This window comes from Paenibacillus thalictri (assembly GCF_004307995.1).
Lineage (GTDB): Bacteria > Bacillota > Bacilli > Paenibacillales > NBRC-103111 > Paenibacillus_AF > Paenibacillus_AF thalictri.
This window is the reverse complement of the sequence record NZ_SIRE01000004.1, coordinates 272,034-288,054: the sequence shown is the minus strand read 5'-3', so window position 1 is coordinate 288,054 and position 16,021 is coordinate 272,034. Positions and strand designations below refer to the sequence as shown.

At 55.7% G+C, this 16,021-nt stretch carries 13 protein-coding genes; 11 read left to right on the top strand and 2 right to left on the bottom strand.

What is annotated here, in order from left to right; all coding sequences use genetic code 11:
• Positions 1-40 precede the first annotated feature (40 nt).
• The 5 genes from EYB31_RS40860 to EYB31_RS05835 all read left to right on the top strand — a co-directional run bounded on the left by EYB31_RS40860 (position 41) and on the right by EYB31_RS05835 (position 8,389).
• Positions 41-1,606, top strand: coding sequence for a cytochrome P450 (locus EYB31_RS40860; RefSeq protein ID WP_240762104.1), 1,566 nt, complete (start codon positions 41-43; stop codon positions 1,604-1,606).
• A 63-nt stretch (positions 1,607-1,669) separates the two neighbouring features.
• Complete coding sequence (locus EYB31_RS05850; RefSeq protein WP_131012347.1) at positions 1,670-2,077, top strand: acyl-CoA thioesterase; 408 nt, start codon at positions 1,670-1,672, stop codon at positions 2,075-2,077.
• A gap of 4 nt (positions 2,078-2,081) precedes the next feature.
• On the top strand, positions 2,082-3,050 hold the full coding sequence (locus EYB31_RS05845; protein ID WP_240762102.1) for a TRM11 family SAM-dependent methyltransferase: 969 nt from the start codon (positions 2,082-2,084) through the stop codon (positions 3,048-3,050).
• Between the two features lie 124 nt (positions 3,051-3,174).
• Complete coding sequence (locus EYB31_RS05840) at positions 3,175-3,519, top strand: sensor histidine kinase (protein WP_165452237.1); 345 nt, start codon at positions 3,175-3,177, stop codon at positions 3,517-3,519.
• A 247-nt stretch (positions 3,520-3,766) separates the two neighbouring features.
• Positions 3,767-8,389, top strand: coding sequence for an S-layer homology domain-containing protein (locus EYB31_RS05835; RefSeq protein WP_131012344.1), 4,623 nt, complete (start codon positions 3,767-3,769; stop codon positions 8,387-8,389).
• 113 nt (positions 8,390-8,502) lie between these two features.
• On the opposite strand, the gene EYB31_RS05830 is transcribed toward EYB31_RS05835, so the two are convergent.
• Positions 8,503-9,216 carry a 3D domain-containing protein gene (locus tag EYB31_RS05830; RefSeq protein ID WP_240762099.1) on the bottom strand — a complete coding sequence of 238 codons (714 nt, stop codon included), beginning with the start codon at positions 9,214-9,216 and terminating at the stop codon, positions 8,503-8,505.
• Between the two features lie 195 nt (positions 9,217-9,411).
• On the opposite strand from EYB31_RS05830, the gene EYB31_RS05825 reads away from it, so the two are divergent.
• The 4 genes from EYB31_RS05825 to EYB31_RS05810 all read left to right on the top strand — a co-directional run bounded on the left by EYB31_RS05825 (position 9,412) and on the right by EYB31_RS05810 (position 13,312).
• Complete coding sequence (locus EYB31_RS05825) at positions 9,412-10,092, top strand: GntR family transcriptional regulator (RefSeq protein WP_131012343.1); 681 nt, start codon at positions 9,412-9,414, stop codon at positions 10,090-10,092.
• 138 nt (positions 10,093-10,230) lie between these two features.
• Positions 10,231-11,337, top strand: a complete 1,107-nt coding sequence (locus EYB31_RS05820; protein WP_131012342.1) for a type I phosphomannose isomerase catalytic subunit — start codon at positions 10,231-10,233, stop codon at positions 11,335-11,337.
• A 54-nt stretch (positions 11,338-11,391) separates the two neighbouring features.
• Positions 11,392-12,483 carry a mannonate dehydratase gene (gene uxuA / locus EYB31_RS05815; RefSeq protein WP_131012341.1) on the top strand — a complete coding sequence of 364 codons (1,092 nt, stop codon included), beginning with the start codon at positions 11,392-11,394 and terminating at the stop codon, positions 12,481-12,483.
• Positions 12,464-13,312 carry an SDR family oxidoreductase gene (locus tag EYB31_RS05810; protein ID WP_131012340.1) on the top strand — a complete coding sequence of 283 codons (849 nt, stop codon included), beginning with the start codon at positions 12,464-12,466 and terminating at the stop codon, positions 13,310-13,312. Before uxuA ends, EYB31_RS05810 begins: the two co-directional genes overlap by 20 nt.
• 208 nt (positions 13,313-13,520) lie before the next feature.
• On the opposite strand, the gene EYB31_RS05805 is transcribed toward EYB31_RS05810, so the two are convergent.
• Positions 13,521-13,931, bottom strand: a complete 411-nt coding sequence (locus tag EYB31_RS05805; RefSeq protein WP_165452236.1) for a YmaF family protein — start codon at positions 13,929-13,931, stop codon at positions 13,521-13,523.
• Positions 13,932-14,201: 270 nt separating this feature from the next.
• On the opposite strand from EYB31_RS05805, the gene EYB31_RS05800 reads away from it, so the two are divergent.
• Both EYB31_RS05800 and EYB31_RS05795 read left to right on the top strand, forming a co-directional pair.
• Entirely contained in the window at positions 14,202-14,858 is a 657-nt protein-coding gene (locus EYB31_RS05800; protein WP_131012338.1) for a deoxynucleoside kinase, read from the top strand.
• Between the two features lie 58 nt (positions 14,859-14,916).
• Entirely contained in the window at positions 14,917-15,999 is a 1,083-nt protein-coding gene (locus EYB31_RS05795) for a DNA alkylation repair protein (protein WP_131012337.1), read from the top strand.
• Positions 16,000-16,021: the final 22 nt, after the last annotated feature.

Below are 16,021 nucleotides of genomic sequence, written 5' to 3'. Positions count from 1 at the left end.
TGATTCTTTAGCAAAAGTACGAAAGGAAGGGGGCTTATTTATGTCCCGGGTTGTCGGTATTTCTACATCGCGGCTGCACAATTTTATTGCCTTTCAGCGCGACCCGCTGCAATTTCTGGTCGATGTACTTGGGGAAGGCGATATCGTTTCGCTGCGCACCAGCTCGTTTCGGCCGACGTTTATCGTGAATGCGCCGGATGTGATTCAGGAAATTCTGGTCGCTAAGGAGTCGTATTTCCGCAAAGGGAGAAGCTCGGAGGTGCTGCGCCGGACGGTCGGGGACGGTCTGCTTACGGCGGAGAAGGAGCAGCACCGGGCGCAGAAAAAATATATGGCGCCGGTTTTCTATAAGGAGCGGATACAAAATTACGCGCAGACGATTGCAGAAGAGACGGAGAAGCTTGCGCAATCGCTGAGCGGCGGAGAACCGCTGGCCATGCATGAGACGATGATGCGGCTGACGCTCTCCATCATCGCCCGCAGCATGTTTGCTACCGAGCTGGACGAGCGGAAAGCGGAGCTGGCTTTCGCCGTTGATGACACGATCCGGCGTTCGGCCAAAACGTTGTTTTCGCCGATTGTGCTGCCGCTTGCTGCGCCAACACCCGGCAATATAACCCACCGCCGGGCAATACGCCGCTTGGAGGATATGGTCTACGATACGATCCGCGACGCCAAGGCAAACCCAGGCCGATACGCCGATTGTCTGGTCGGGCTGCTGCTGGATACGAAGGACGAAGCGGGCAGGCCCATACCGGACAAGGAAATCCGCGACCAGATGATGACGATGCTGCTGGCCGGTCACGAAACGACGGCCAATGCGCTGGTATGGGTCTGGTATTTGCTGTCGCGGCATCCGGAAGCCGCAGAGAAGCTGCATCGGGAAATCGATGCGCTTGCAGCCGCGGAGATAAATGCTCATGGCAGCGGCAGCGCAGACGGATCCGTGGGCGGTGCGAGGAAGGGGACCGGCGTGTACGGCGGCGGCGCGGGACGTGACGGTAAGGATGGCGCCGATGATAGTAGCGTGATTCTTCGCGACGGCGAGGAGCGGTCTGCACTCGGCGGCGAATCCCTGGGCGGCGTGAGGGAGGGGGCCGGCGTTGCACACGGCGGCCGTGAAGCCGAGTACGGCGAAGCAGGAACCGGCTTGTCGCCGTTTGAGCTGTACCGCAAGCTGACGTATACGCAGCAAGTGGTGCAGGAGACGCTGCGGCTCTATCCTCCCGCTTGGATTATACTACGCGAGTCGGAGCGGGAAGTGGAGCTGCTTGGAGATGTGTTCCCGCCCAATAGCAGCTTTCTGATCAGCCCGTATGCGATACACCGCAGCGAACGGGTGTTTAATGATCCTTATTCGTTCCGGCCGGAACGATTTGCCGGCGAAGAGGCGGCCTGGCCGCGGTTTGCCTATTTTCCATTTGGCGGCGGGCCCAGGGGCTGCATCGGCTCGCAGTTTGCCATGATGGAGGCGGTGCTGATTATTTACGGCTTGGCCAAACATTTCCGCTTCCAAGCGAATGCAGCTTCGCCGCCGGCCATACCCGAGCCGCTTGTATCGCTGCGGGTGAAGGGCGGGCTGACGCTGATCCCGCAGCGCAGATAGAGGTGCCGGTGAGCTTGAGCTTACTGCTATAACAAGAACATAGGAAAAGGGGCTGCTCTTTTTATGATAGCTAATTTGGAAATCGTTGTCCGTTCCACGGAGATCGATGTGAACGGGCATGTTAACAATGCCAAATATCTCGAATATTTGGAATGGGGCCGCGAGGAATGGTATGAACGGGCCGAACTTCATTACGATACGTTTCTGAAGATGGGTGTTCAGACGGTGACGGTTAATATCAACATCAATTACCGGTTGGAATGCAAACAAGGCGACGTGCTGCTGATCCGCACAAGTCCGGAAAAGGTCGGGCGGACGAGTTATGTGCTGAAGCAGGAGATTTTCGGCCAGGACGGCAGCTTGCGCGCCGATGCGCTTGTGACCAGCGTCGCTATGGACGCGGAAACCCGTAAAAGCAGAGAGGTGCCTGCCGAGCTGCGGGCGTTTTTTAACGATGCGGCCCGGGGGTGAAGTCGTGGAAGAGCGAGCCGATCAAGATGTGCATTCGCACAGTTCCGCCACCAAGCATATATACACCTTCGTATGTCACGAGGACGAAAGGGAGCTGTGCGAATTGGAGCTGCGCACGCTGCTTGGCGTGCAGCCGCAGAGTTCGTGGGCGGAGAGCGCGCGCTGCGTCGATCCCGGGCGCAGCCCGTTCGTGAAGCAGCGGCTGGACGTGCTGTACGAGAGCGGCAGCATCGAGGACATCGCCGCCTGGGCCGCGGGCGGCGTCGAGCTCGCCGGCGCGACGTTCAAGGTCGTCGCCGCCGACGCGGACGGACGTGCGAGCTACGACGAGCTGCGCGCCGTCGAACGCGCGGTCGGCGCCCGCATCCGCGGCGTCGCCGACATGCGCGAGCCCGCGCGGCGGCTCGGCCTGCTGCGCGCCGGCGGCCGCTGGGTGCTCGGCGACGCGCGCGAGAGCGGCGCGGCTTGGCTGGCGCATAGCGCCAAGCCGCACAGCTACTCGACCGCGCTTGGCGTGCGGGTGGCACGCGCGGTCGCCAACATCGCCGTGCCGGACCCGGCGGCCGGCGCGCGGGCCATTGACCCGTGCTGCGGCATCGGCACGGTGCTGATCGAGGCGCTCGCGATGGGCATCGACATCGTCGGCTGTGACATCAATCCGCTGGCGGTGCGCGGCGCCCGCGGCAATCTGCTGCACTTCGGCATGCCGGACATCGTGCGGCTTGCCGATATGCGCACGCTCGCCGGCCATTACGACGCGGCGGTGCTCGACTTGCCGTACAATTTGTGCTCCAGGCTGTCGGAGGAAATGCGGCTTGAGATGCTTAGCAGCCTCCGCCGTCTCGCGGCAAAAGCGGTGGTTATCTCGACGGAGGAGATCGCGCCGTCTCTCGGCGCGGCGGGTTTCACCGTGGCCGACCGGTGCACGGCGAGAAAGGGCCGTTTTGCCCGGTACATCTATGTTTGTGTCTGATCCGCGATAAAGCACCGCCGGCATGCAAAGACGCGATACACGCCGGAGCCGAGAACGGATCCGGGCATAAGCGCGATTTAAAGACCGGATCAACGTAAGTTGCGAAATTTCGAAATCGGCCTATTTGATCAAGCTTCCGCCGCTGCTTATCCAGCCCCTTGTGGAAAATGCGATCCGGCATGGCATAGCAAACCGGCTGGAAGGAGGAAATGTGCTTGTCAGAGTGAAGGAAGCGGGCGGCAGCTTTGTGTTCGAGATTGAAGACGACGGCATCGGCATGACGGGGGAACACATCAAGGAACTGCTGGAGCATGATCAGATTGAAGCGCGGACGGATCTGCAAGGGGGTGTGGGCTTGCGGAATATCCACAAGCGGCTGAAATATATGCAGGGCACGGAATTATCCATAGAAAGCGCAGCCGGTACAGGAACGAAGGTCACGATTCGTTTGCCGGGGGAATCGGCGTAATATTTCAATAAACAAGAATCCTTCTCTTAAGACATGGGACCGGCTAGGGCTGCAGGCCGTGGTTCCGTCCGGGGGGAGGATTTTTTGCGTTTTGGGCTGTTTAGAGCTTGTTTATAGCGCTGTGCTAGAGTGGGAGGGATGTCCGATAACCAAAAGGAGAGTGGAGGCTGTGCAAGGAAGAGTAAGGAAAACAGGGAGCTGGCGGCAGCTTCGGAGCAAAAGCGGACTGGCATTACTTTTAGCGCTTATGCTGATGATGAATACGGTTTGGCTAGCAATTCCCGCTGCTGCGGGGGCGATTAATTCCATGAGCGGGGCGGGTACGGAATTGAGCCCGTACCTGGTGACAAACGCCGCGCAATTAAACGAAGTGCGCAATGTCTTGGGAGCTTATTACAAGCAGACTGCCGATATCGTTTTGTCGGGCAATTGGTCGCCGATAGGCGACTCCTCGAATGAGTTTATTGGGCAATACGACGGCAACGGAAAGCACATATCGGGCTTGACCGTTGTGTCCCAAGAGAACGGGGGGTTATTCGGCATTGTTGGAGCTGGTGGCGAGATCAGAAACTTGACGCTGGATTCCCCCAGCGTCACCGGCCCCACAAACGGATCTCTTGGAAGCTTGGTAGGCCAATTGGAAGGTAAAGTCAGCGATGTCGTCGTGAACGGCGGCAGCGTTAGCGGGGGGGCGCTGGTCGGAGGTTTGGCAGGAATGGCGAATACCGGCTCTGAAATCAAGAGGGTCCGTTCAAGCGCTAATGTACAAGGAGCTGGCAACTATGCCGGAGGTATCGTCTCGAGGCTTTTAGGCACTCTCGAGAATAGCAGCGCAAGCGGTACGGTAAACGGCGTAAATTATTCGGGCGGACTTGTCGGCGATGGGTATAACGCTACTATAACGGACAGTTATGCTACCGGGAATGTGACCAGTACCGGCAGCTTTACCGGAGGGCTGATCGGAAATACGGAGGGCGGACAAGTCAGACGTTCCTATGCAACCGGGAATGTAATTGGAGATATGTATGCGGGCGGTTTGACCGGTATGGCCTCGAACGGAACGATAGCCGACAGCTATGCCACTGGCTCCGTATCGGCCTCGTCGACCCAAGGCGGCTTGATAGGATATTTTGTTGCCATGAATGTTAGCAATACTTATGCTACAGGCGCTGTAGGCGCTGTAGGAGCACAAGACGGAGGCGGCTTAATTGGCACCGTCCATACCCAAGGGCCCATTACGTCCAGCTATTATGACAAGCAGACGACAGGCCGCTCCGATACAGGCCAAGGCCTCGGCAAAGAAACGGAGGAAATGGGAAAAGAGGCCACCTACGTAGGCTGGAACTTCGACACGTTATGGGGGCTTGACGAACGTGACGGCTATCCGAAATTGATTGCGTACGATACGATGCCGCCTGTCGTCAAAAGCGCAAGCGTCGAAGACGCAACACCGAATCAAGTTATCGTCACCTTCGTAGAAAGAATGGCGCTGGACAATCTGGCGGTCGGCCGATTTGCCGTCAAGGTAGACGGGCAAAATGCGACGGTTGCCGGCGGAAGTTTAAGCACAAGCGGAAGAGTGCTTACCCTCACATTAAGCGCTCCGGTTCTGAAGGGACAAACGGTTACGCTCGATTATGAAGCAGGGAGCAACCAGATAACGGATTTAAAGGGCAATCCGCTTGAGGTGTTCAGCGATCAGGCAGTGGCCAATAACGTTCTGGTTTTGTCGGTTACCGTTACCGCTGCGGCTTCAGCTACCGAGGTCATCTACGGACGCACTGTAACCGTGACGGCTACCGTATACAGCACGAACGGTGGAACGCCTACCGGTACGGTCACATTTAAGGCAGGCAGTTTTGTCGTCGGGACGGCGTCGGTGAACGCGGCCGGTATCGCTTCCTTGACAACAGCGCAGTTACCGGAGCCGCAAACCTCCGCTACGGAGCAAATCACAGCGGAATATAGCGGAGATGCGTTGTTTAACAATGGGAGCTCGGCGGCCGTTCCGCTTATCATTTATAAAACGATAGGATCCACGGTCACCCGCACCACCTCGGTTTCATCCAGCGTGTATGGTCAAGAGATCAGCTTTGTGTTTCAAATGACGCCGCAAACGATGCTGGGCGGTGCGCCGACAGGCACAGTGGAGTTCTTGGAGGGTTCGGCGAAGCTAAGTGAAACGACGCTGGCGCTTATGCAGAATAACATTTACGGAGCGACGTGGAAAACCGCCGGACTTGCGGTTGGCACACATACGATAACGGCTAACTACTTGGGCGATACTGCGAGCGGCGGCTTGCATCCGGCAGACGGCGGCAATTTCCCTGCGGTAACTGTAAATAAAGCACAAGTGAATGTAACGTTGACGGCGTCGGTCAGTGCGCTCGTTTACGGCGAGCAGACGCAATTAACCGCAGCGATTGCGGCAAAATCCCCGGGCAGCGGTGTACCCGACGGCACGGTGACGTTCCAGAATGCGGCGGACAGCTCTTCGATCGGCGATCCGGTGCCTTTGGTTAACGGACAAGCTTCGTCACAGCCCTTGTCCGGGCTCGCTCTTGGCACACACAGCTTTAACGCGGTATTTAATGGCAGCGCTTCTTATTTGACCGGTATTTCCGCTTCGCCGCTGGATATTACGGTAGTTCGCAGCGACAACGCCAAGCTCAGCAGCTTGGCGTTGACGGACGGCAGCGGTCAACCTGTTGCACTGACTCCGGAGTTCGATGCGGCCAAGCTCGGTTATAGTGCGACCGTTCCTTATGATGTGACAGGCGTGCGGACAACTGCAGTCACGCAAAACTTGTATGCTTCGCTTATGCTGAATGGTGCCGCAGCCGTTTCAGGCCAACAGGGTTCGCTGCAGCCGCTTTCTATAGGAAATAATACCGTGACGGCGGAAGTTTATGCGCATAACGGCGACAAGCTGACGTATCAAGTCACGATCGAGCGTTTGGGCACGAAACCGGATGCGCCTACGGGAATCAGCGTGACGGCAGGCAACGGCCAAGCGACGGTCAGCTTCACTCCGCCGGCGAATAACGGCGGCACCGCGATTACAAGCTACGCCGTGACGTCCAGCCCGGGCGGCATAACAACTACCGGCAGCGGCAGCCCGATTACGGTATCCGGCCTCGAAAATGGCACGGCCTACACCTTTACCGTGACAGCGACAAATGCGGCGGGTACATCCGCTGCCTCCGACGCATCGGCAGCTGTAACGCCGGTTGGACAGCCGGGAGCGCCGGTAGGAGTAAGTGTCGTGGCCGGTATTGGCCAAGCGACGGTCAGCTTCACTCCGCCGACGAATAACGGCGGTCTTGCGATTACAAGCTACACGGTGACATCCAACCCAGGGGGCTTCACGGCTACCGGGAGTGGCAGTCCGATCACGGTGAGCGGCCTTGCGAATGGCACGGCTTATACCTTCACGGTCACGGCCACGAACGCTGAAGGCACATCGGCAGCATCCGACGCATCGGCGCCGGTAACGCCAAGATTCCCGAGCAATACGAGCAGTTCAAGCGGCACAGCCGCTCCATCCGGGGTAACGATTACGGTGAATGTGGAAAACGGCGGCAACAATGACGGCTCCGTTGTTTCGACCGCGGTCATCAACCGTACTACAGACGCGGCAGGCAGGAAAACCGATACCGTTAATTTCACATCCGAGCAGGCGACCAAAGTCGTCGACCAGTTGACGAGCGCAGGTTCCCATTCGGCGCGCCTTGTGATTCCCGATCCGCAGGATGAAGTTTCCGTGCTAAACGTCAACCTCCCCAAAGTGTCGGCTGACAAGCTGGCAGACGCTAACATCGGCATGGAAATAGCTGCAAGCCATGCGAAAATCGATGTTCCCAGCGGCTCGCTGCAGGGCTTGCAGGATGACGTGTACTTCCGGGTCGTGCCGGTCAAGGAAGCAGACGAACGTAAGGCCATAGAGCAGCGAGCAAAAAACAATGTGCAGAGCAGCTTTATGATTGGCGGAGCCGATCTTCAGATCATCGGCCGTCCGCTCACTATCGACACGAATTTGCAAAGCCGTCCAGTTACACTGGTGCTTCCATTGGGAGATCACAAGCTCAGCGAAGCTCAGTTGAAGGATCTCGGTGTATTTATCGAGCACAGTGACGGAACGAAGGAATGGGTCAAAGGGGAAATTGTTGCGTACGACGAGAGCGGCATACTTGGCATCCGCTTTGGCGTCACCCATTTCAGCACGTTTACGGTCGTTTACAAGGTAGAAGCATCTTCAAGCGTTCATAAAGCCTATATGACCGGGTATCCGGATGGAACATTTGGTCCTGACAAAAACATTAGCCGCGCCGAACTGGCTTCGCTGCTCGCCCGCGTGTATGATCGTGAAGCAACGCAATCCGCTATCGCCTTTACCGACGTCGCAGCGTCGCATTGGGCGAAAGAAGCGATAGAGAAGGCGGCAAAAATGGGATTGATGCAGGGGTACCCGGACGCTAGCTTCAAGCCGGAGCAACCGGTCACCCGTGCGGAAATGGCCGCCATCGCAGCCCGGTTGTCCGCAGCCGGATCAGCGGCAAACGCAGCGGCAGGCGGCTTCTCCGACACAACCGGACATTGGGCTAGCGCTTCGATCGATAACGTAAGAACGGCCGGTATTATCGGTGGTTATCCGGACGGCACATACCGGCCGGAGCGGACGTTGACCCGCGCCGAAGCGGTAACGATCGTAAACAAGCTGCTCGGCAGAGGGACGTTATCCGGCGCCAAACCGGCTTGGTCGGACGTTCCCGAGAACCACTGGGCGTTCGCAAGCATCCAGGAGGCAACCGTCGATCATACCTACAAGCCGAAGCCGGACGGCAGCGAGCAATGGGTTTCCACTCCTTAATTTCATTTGAAAATCCGCATTAAGGCGGATGACCCGGATAAAACTCTAAGAGCCTCCAACCTGCCAATCAAGGCATGTTCGGAGGCTTTTTTCGGCCGTCCGGGGTTCGCGGGCTAAGCTTCCTTCAGCACAAACACCTTCACATTTTTCTTAACCCCGAATTCGCGCGCTTGTCCGACATCGTTCATGAACAAGTCAATGCGCGAGCCGCGGATCGCAGAGCCGGTATCTTCGGCTTTGCGTATGCCGATGCCTTCGATATATACCGTTGCGCCGATAGGAATGATTTTCGGATCGACGGCAATCGTACGGCCTTCCTCGGCCCTGCTTCCGCTGTAAGTAATACCGTAGTCGGGATGAGCGGCTGTTTTGCCGGTAGATTCAATCCCTGCGGTGTACGCGGTTAATGTCGAGGAAAGCACGCGACTGACAACCGGGGCGTCGCCGGGAGGCAGTCCTATGTTTTCGTCAGGCTGCGGAATGCGCAGCGTTTGGCCGATTTGCAAGCCGCGGGGCTGAGTAATATCGTTATAGTCCATTAACGTTTGTAAGGATATATTAAAATCCCGTGCGATTTGGTACATCGTATCGCCGTTTCCCACCTGATAATTCAGCACGGGCGGAGCGGCTGGGGCCGGTTTGGGCTGAGGAGCCCACTTCGTGACATCCGGCGGGCCATACAAAGTGTCGCTATAAGCATAAGCATAAACTCCATAACGGTCATCGGCATCGTAATCGTAGGACGTGCCCGCGTGCACGGTTAGCGCAGCGGCAAGCAGCATCGCCATGGGCAGCATGGCGGCGAGTTTCGAGTAAAACGACTTCATCGTATTCCTCCTAAACGAAGTGAAATAAGAGATTCATAGTACTAGATTGTCCTGTTCCCATGCTGCGTAAACCTTATATCTTCAAAAAAATGTAAACTCGTCTTCCGGAGGATCATCAATCTCCCAAACTACTTGTATACAAGTATGCAAGTTCTAAGGTATAGTAGAGATATCATTATGCAAGGTGGCTGATGTATGTTTGAGCTTGGGAGAAGACCGGCAGCCGGTTCAACTAGAGATTACGTGTATCAATTGCTGAGAAAAATCATTCTGAATGTGAAACTGGAGCCGGGTGCAAGCATCTCGGAAAATGAAATATCCGATAAGCTTTCGGTGAGCCGGACGCCCATTCGGGAGGCGTTTCTTCGCTTGGCCCAAGAAGGGCTGCTGGAGGTGTTTCCGCAGAAAGGCACTTTTGTTTCGCTGATCGATCTGGAGCTCGTTGAAGAAGCGAGGTTTATGCGGGAGCAGGTGGAGAAGGCCGTTGTGCGGCTTGCTTGCGGGCATTTTCCGATGGAAGAGCTGTTTGAGCTGGATAAAATCGTCAAGATGCAGGAGTTATGTACCCGGGAAAACGATTATACGAAATTGTTTGAGCTGGACGAGCAGTTTCATCAAACGATTTTTGCCGGCTGCAATAAAAGGCGTTCTTGGCAGGCGCTTCAATCCATGAAGCTTGATCTTGACCGTATCCGTATGCTGAGACTGGCTACCGACTACAATTGGAACGGCATTCTGGAACAGCATCAAGCCATTGTGCAAAGTATTAGGGACCACCGCCCCGACGAAGCCGAACGTGTAATGAGCGAGCATTTGAGTCTCGTGATTCACGATCAGGATGCGTTAAAGATGAAGTATCCCGCTTATTTCAAATAAATGCAGGCGGTCCGGTTGAGGCTGCCTGGGCTCATGCTTCGATAGCCGGCTTATTTAGGGAAGCGCTTGCAAGTGCATTTCGGCAGGGAATGTGATTTTTCATTGCAGAATTTCAATTTTACATAAGGGGTGGGCAAGTTGACTGCTGAACCAAATGTGCAAATCGAACCTTTTAAACTATCGAGAAACCGCGTATGGCGAACATATGCCGGAGGGGAATTTCTCGAGCGGTGGCAGGGGGGCGGGAGCCCTGCCGACAGTTCATTTCCCGAGGAATGGGTGGCTTCGACCGTCATTGCCTCCAATGCGGGCAGGGAGGACATAGTGGAGGGCTTAAGCGAAATTGCGCTGAAGGATGGGAGTTCCATTACGCTGAAAGATTTGATCGCGATGCATCCGGCTGAGCTGCTGGGACCGGAGCACATGGCCCAATACGGCCAAGAGACGGCGCTGCTGGTCAAGGTATTGGATGCCGGGGAGCGGCTGACGATTCAGGTGCATCCGGACCGGGAGTTCGCGCAGTCGGCATTTCAGTCCAGGTTCGGCAAGACGGAAGCTTGGTACATTCTGGGAGGACGCACGATCGACGGCGAAGAGCCTTATGTGCTTTTCGGATTTAAGCCGGGGGTGACGCGGGAGATATGGCAGGCGCTTTTTGACAAACAAGATATTGACGGGATGCGGGATGCGCTGCACAAAATTCCCGTTCGCGCAGGCGACGTATTTCTCGTTGAAGGCGGGGTACCTCATGCGATCGGCAGCGGCTGTTTTCTAATCGAGATTCAGGAGCCGACGGATTATACGCTGCGAGTGGAGAGGACGACGCCGCGGGGCCTGGTGCTTGCGGATAAGGCTTGCCATCAAGGACTGGGCTTCGAGAAGATGATGGAATGTTTTCATTATGAAGCGTTGGATGAACAAGAAACGCTTCGGCGCTGGAAGAAAGAGCCGGCTCTTGTGCGGCATACCGAGGCCGGCAGTGAATACGCTTTAATTAGCAAGTCTCATACGGATCGATTCAGCATGCGTCTGCTGGATATTCACACCGAACTGGCCGTGGACGGAGGCGGCACGTTTGCCATCGCGATTGTGGTATCCGGGTCGGGCAGCGTCGGTTGGCAGGGGCAGGAGCGGGAGATCGGCCAAGCGGATGAGTTTTTTATCCCCGCTGCGCTAAAGAAAACTGTCTGGAAAAATTCGGGTGAGGCGCCGTTGAACGTGATTTTGTGTTACCCTCCCGAGTGAGCTGAAGGCGATCGCATTATGCAATAAGAACGATCCGAAGGGCAGGAATACACCATGAGAATGGTATTCAGATGGTTTGGAGAAGGAAATGATCAAGTATCGCTGGCGCAGATTAAACAAATTCCCGGCGTAGAGGGCATCGTCTGGGCGCTGCACGACGTTCCCGTTGGGGAAGAATGGCCGATGGACAAAATGCTCGAGGTCAAACGCCAGGCTGATCAGTACGGTCTGCACATCGAGGTTGTGGAAAGCGTCAACATTCATGAAGACATCAAGCTGGGATTACCGAGCCGGGATACATACATCGAAAATTACAAAAAAACGGTTGAGAAGCTCGGGCAAATCGGCGTAAAAGTGATCTGCTACAATTTTATGCCGGTGTTTGACTGGATTCGCACCGACCTGTACAAGGAGCTGGAGGACGGCTCAACTGCGCTTTTCTATGAGAAAGCCAAGCTCGCGGATATGGAGCCGATAGAGCTGGTCCGCAAAATATCCGACAACCCGAAGTTTACGATTCCCGGCTGGGAGCCGGAACGATTAACGGTTCTGACGAAGCTGTTTGAGGCGTACAAAAACGTCTCGGAGGAAGATTTGTGGCGGAATTTGCAGTATTTTTTGGAGCAAATTATTCCGGTCGCCGAAGCCAGCGGCATTCAGATGGCGATACATCCGGACGATCCGCCGTGGTCTGTTTTCGGATTGCCGAGAATCATCACCAGCCAGCCGAACATCAGAAGATTTCTGAAGCTTGTCGATTCTTCGCATAACGGCGTCACCTTATGCAGCGGCGCATTGGGAGCCAACCCGGACAACGACATCGCCGCCATGGTCAGAGAGTTCGCAGACCGCATTCCGTTCGCCCATATCCGCAACGTGCGCGTATATGAGAATGGCGACTTTATCGAAACGTCCCATCGGACGAGCGACGGCACGGTAGATATTACCGATGTGGTGAGAGCTTACAGCGAGAGCGGTTATACGGGGTATGCGAGACCGGATCACGGACGGCATATTTGGGATGAAGAATGCAGGCCGGGGTACGGTCTGTATGACAGGGCGCTTGGCATCATGTATTTGTGGGGATTGTGGGACGCATTCGAAAGGTTAAAAAAGGAGGATTATCATGCTGCAGTTAAACGCTAATCTAAAAGGAAAAGTCGCTGTCGTGACCGGGGGCAGCGGTGTGCTTTGCGGGGCTATGGCACGGGAGCTTGGCCGGCAAGGCGTGAAAGTGGCGATATTGAACTTGAATGCGGAGAAAGGGCAGAAGGTTGCCCAGTCCATTATCGATGCGGGCGGGGAAGCGATAGCCATTTCCTGCAACGTACTGGATGCGGAAAACGTCAAGCGGGCGGAACAGCTCATCACACAGCAGCTCGGCATTTGCGACATTTTGATTAACGGAGCGGGGGGCAACCATCCGGACGGCTCGACGACAAACGAGACTTTAAAGCCGGAAGATTTGGACAACGACGAAATCAAAACCTTTTTCGATTTAAGCAAGGACGGGTTCGGTTATGTGTTCGATTTGAATTTCCTGGGTACGCTCATTCCGACGCAAATCTTTGCCAAAAAGATGATGGGCCGCAAAGGGGCCATCGTTATCAACATGTCCTCGATGAGCGCGCCGTCTCCGATGACCAAGGTTCCCGCTTACAGCGCGGCCAAAGCGGCGGTGGAAAACTTGACGCAGTGGCTAGCCGTTCATATGGCGAATGTCGGCATTCGTGTGAACGCCATTGCGCCGGGCTTTTTTCTGACGGAGCAGAACCGGAAATTGCTGACGCACGAAGACGGGACGCTCACGGAACGCTCGCACAAAATTATATCCCACACCCCGATGCGGCGGTTCGGCAAACCGGAGGATCTGCTGGGCACGATGTTGTGGCTCGCCGACGAGAATATGTCCGGTTTCGTCACCGGCATTACGATTCCGGTTGATGGAGGTTTCATGTCCTACGCCGGCGTGTAGGGCAAGCCGCTGTTATTCAGCGGTACAGCTAGGCTGCAACAGCAGGGATGGGCAAACTCCAGTTTGCCTGTCTCTTAAAGGCGAGCAGGCGATAGATTAGGTAAAGCGGGTTCGGCTGCAGTGGAAGCAACCCGGGTGGCTGATATTCCGATCCAACGTAACCTCCGGCCGATATCCGTTCAGATACGCTCAGCCAGGCGGTCAACGGTTACCAATCCGCCGGCGGATAGCCGATCGGCCCCCCGGTATAGCCGAAATAGGAGTGTCTGTGCACGTCTTTTTGCCCGGGATTGTATTGAACGCCTTCGATATAGTTTTTGCCTTGAAATTGAACGGAGATCGGCGAAGTATAATTGTAGTAAGTCTCCCCTGCCAACACATGGTAGTGCATGCCGTCCGGCAGCGGAATGGCTGGGCCGGTGTAATCGTAAAAGCGGTGCGCATGTCCCAGCGTAACCTCTGTAAATCCTCTGTAATAATGCACATGCTCGTCGTAGCTGCTGCCTCCTACCGGAAATACGAACAAATCGGTGTAATGCCGGTGCCCCTTAATCTCGCCAGTCATCATTCCGACAAAATGCGCATGGTTCTGCTGCAGTTCCCAGTTGACCGCCTTCATCCGAAATCCTCCGCTCTTTGTGTAATTGCCGTTGCTATAGCTTACTCCGCGCGGGATGTCCCGTTGAGGAGCTGGGGCGACTTTATTTTTGACGTGTCGCCGCATATCGCTTGTTTGCAGCAGGGAGTCCCTTTTCGCTGCAATCCTTGTTATAATAGGACGTCCGCCTATGATAAAGAAATCGATGAACAGCCCGGGAGTTGTCCGGAAGTTAAATCGTAGTTCCGGACGATCTTCATAAGTGAAATGCGGACAAGGAGAAAGGGGAATATGGCAGTGATTGTAGTTGGAGGCATGATTGGACTTGGCAAAACGTCGGTGGCCGAGCTGCTCGGCGGTGCGCTGGGTTCTGAGGTGTTTTACGAAAGTGTGGACGATAACCCGATATTGCCGCTGTTTTATACGTCGTCGCCGGAGGAAATCGAGCGGAACCGGTACCCGTTCCTGCTTCAGCTGCATTTTCTGAATACGCGTTTTCAGGCGATCAAGCGGGCGCTTGTGCACCGCAGCAACGTGCTGGACCGGAGCATTTACGAGGACTGGTATTTTGCCAAGGTGAACCGGCAGCTGGGGCGCATCAGCGAGCTGGAATTTCAAATATACGAAGATTTAGCGGATAACATGATGGAGGAATTGGCGGGACTGCCCAAGAAGGCTCCCGATTTGATGATTTATTTAAAAGGCTCCTTCGAAACGGTGCTGCACCGGATCGGATTGCGTGGACGCAGCTTTGAGCAGGACGAGTCGCTGATCGACTATTACCGGGTGTTGTGGTCGGGTTATGACGAGTGGGTCATGAACCATTATAAAGCGTCCGAGGTGCTTGTCGTCGACATGGATCTTACCGATGTGGTAAGCAGACCGCTGGATACGGCAAAGCTGGTCGACGATGTGAAGATGAAAATGCGGCAGCTCGGCATCGCATAGAGGCATTTCATTCATTTCGTGTTATACTATGAGTAAAATGCGAAAGGATGTTCCCCTCATGGCTGAAGCTTTAAAGGATATTTATAACGAGGCGCTGATCGACCGCACGGCTGCGGAAATCAAGCGGGCGTTTGCGCCGTTTGATACGGCATTATGGAAGAAGCTCGTATTTGACGAGAACTGGGAGCGGCAGGAATTAAAACAACGCATCCGGCACATTGCCGAGTCCCTGCGGCAGACACTGCCCGCAGATTATACCGCGGCGATTCAAGTGCTGCGTCAGGCTGCGCCGCACTGCAGCGGGCTTGGCGCTTTATTTTTCCCCGACTTTGTTGAGGTGTACGGATTGGAGCATTGGGACGAGTCGGTCGAAGCGCTTAAGGAGTTTACGGAGTATTCGACCGGCGAATTTGCCGTGCGTCCGTTTATCGAGCGGGATCCGCAGCGGATGCTCGCTATCATGCTGGAGTGGAGCGCAAGCGATAACGAACATGTGCGCAGACTGGCAAGCGAAGGCTGCCGGCCGAGGCTGCCGTGGGGGCGGGCGCTTGTCTCTTTGAAGCGGGAACCAGCTCCGATTCTGCCGATTTTGGAGGCGCTGAAACAAGACGAGTCGCTGTACGTCCGCAAAAGCGTCGCCAACAACTTAAACGACATTGCCAAGGATCACCCCGATCTCGTCAAATCGATCGCGCAGCGCTGGTACGGAACACATCCGCATACGGACTGGATCATCAAGCATGCCTGCAGGGGGCTGCTCCGGCAAGGGGACGCCGAGATGCTGGCGTTGTTCGGGTTTCAGTCGATGGAAGGCGTTTATGTAGACAACCTTAATCTGGATCGCAGCGAGCTGCATATCGGGGACAAGCTGCTGCTGGCGTTTGAGCTGGGCAACAAAGGGAATGAGCCCCGCAAGCTGCGGGTGGAATACGGCGTCGATTTTGTCAAGGCAAACGGGAAGACGTCGAGAAAGCTGTTCAAGATTACGGAAAATGTATATGACCGCGGAGCTGCCGGCTTCAGCCGGTCGCATGCGTTTGCCGATTTGACGACCCGCAAGCATTACCCCGGTATCCATCGGATTGCCATCGTCATTAACGGCGTAGAGCTCGCTTCCGCCGAGTTTCGGCTGCTGCCTTAGGCGCACCGCGTATGCGTGCACA

Bases quoted from the DNA above. Each gene is read 5' to 3' on its own strand.
- EYB31_RS05830 (WP_240762099.1), bottom strand. From the start codon at position 9,216: ATGAAGTCGTTTTACTCGAAACTCGCCGCCATGCTGCCCATGGCGATG.
- EYB31_RS05825 (WP_131012343.1), top strand. From the start codon at position 9,412: ATGTTTGAGCTTGGGAGAAGACCGGCAGCCGGTTCAACTAGAGATTAC.
- EYB31_RS05805 (WP_165452236.1), bottom strand. From the start codon at position 13,931: ATGAAGGCGGTCAACTGGGAACTGCAGCAGAACCATGCGCATTTTGTC.
- EYB31_RS05850 (WP_131012347.1), top strand. From the start codon at position 1,670: ATGATAGCTAATTTGGAAATCGTTGTCCGTTCCACGGAGATCGATGTG.
- EYB31_RS05795 (WP_131012337.1), top strand. From the start codon at position 14,917: ATGGCTGAAGCTTTAAAGGATATTTATAACGAGGCGCTGATCGACCGC.
- EYB31_RS05810 (WP_131012340.1), top strand. From the start codon at position 12,464: ATGCTGCAGTTAAACGCTAATCTAAAAGGAAAAGTCGCTGTCGTGACC.
- EYB31_RS05800 (WP_131012338.1), top strand. From the start codon at position 14,202: ATGGCAGTGATTGTAGTTGGAGGCATGATTGGACTTGGCAAAACGTCG.
- EYB31_RS40860 (WP_240762104.1), top strand. From the start codon at position 41: ATGTCCCGGGTTGTCGGTATTTCTACATCGCGGCTGCACAATTTTATT.
- uxuA (WP_131012341.1), top strand. From the start codon at position 11,392: ATGAGAATGGTATTCAGATGGTTTGGAGAAGGAAATGATCAAGTATCG.
- EYB31_RS05835 (WP_131012344.1), top strand. From the start codon at position 3,767: ATGCTGATGATGAATACGGTTTGGCTAGCAATTCCCGCTGCTGCGGGG.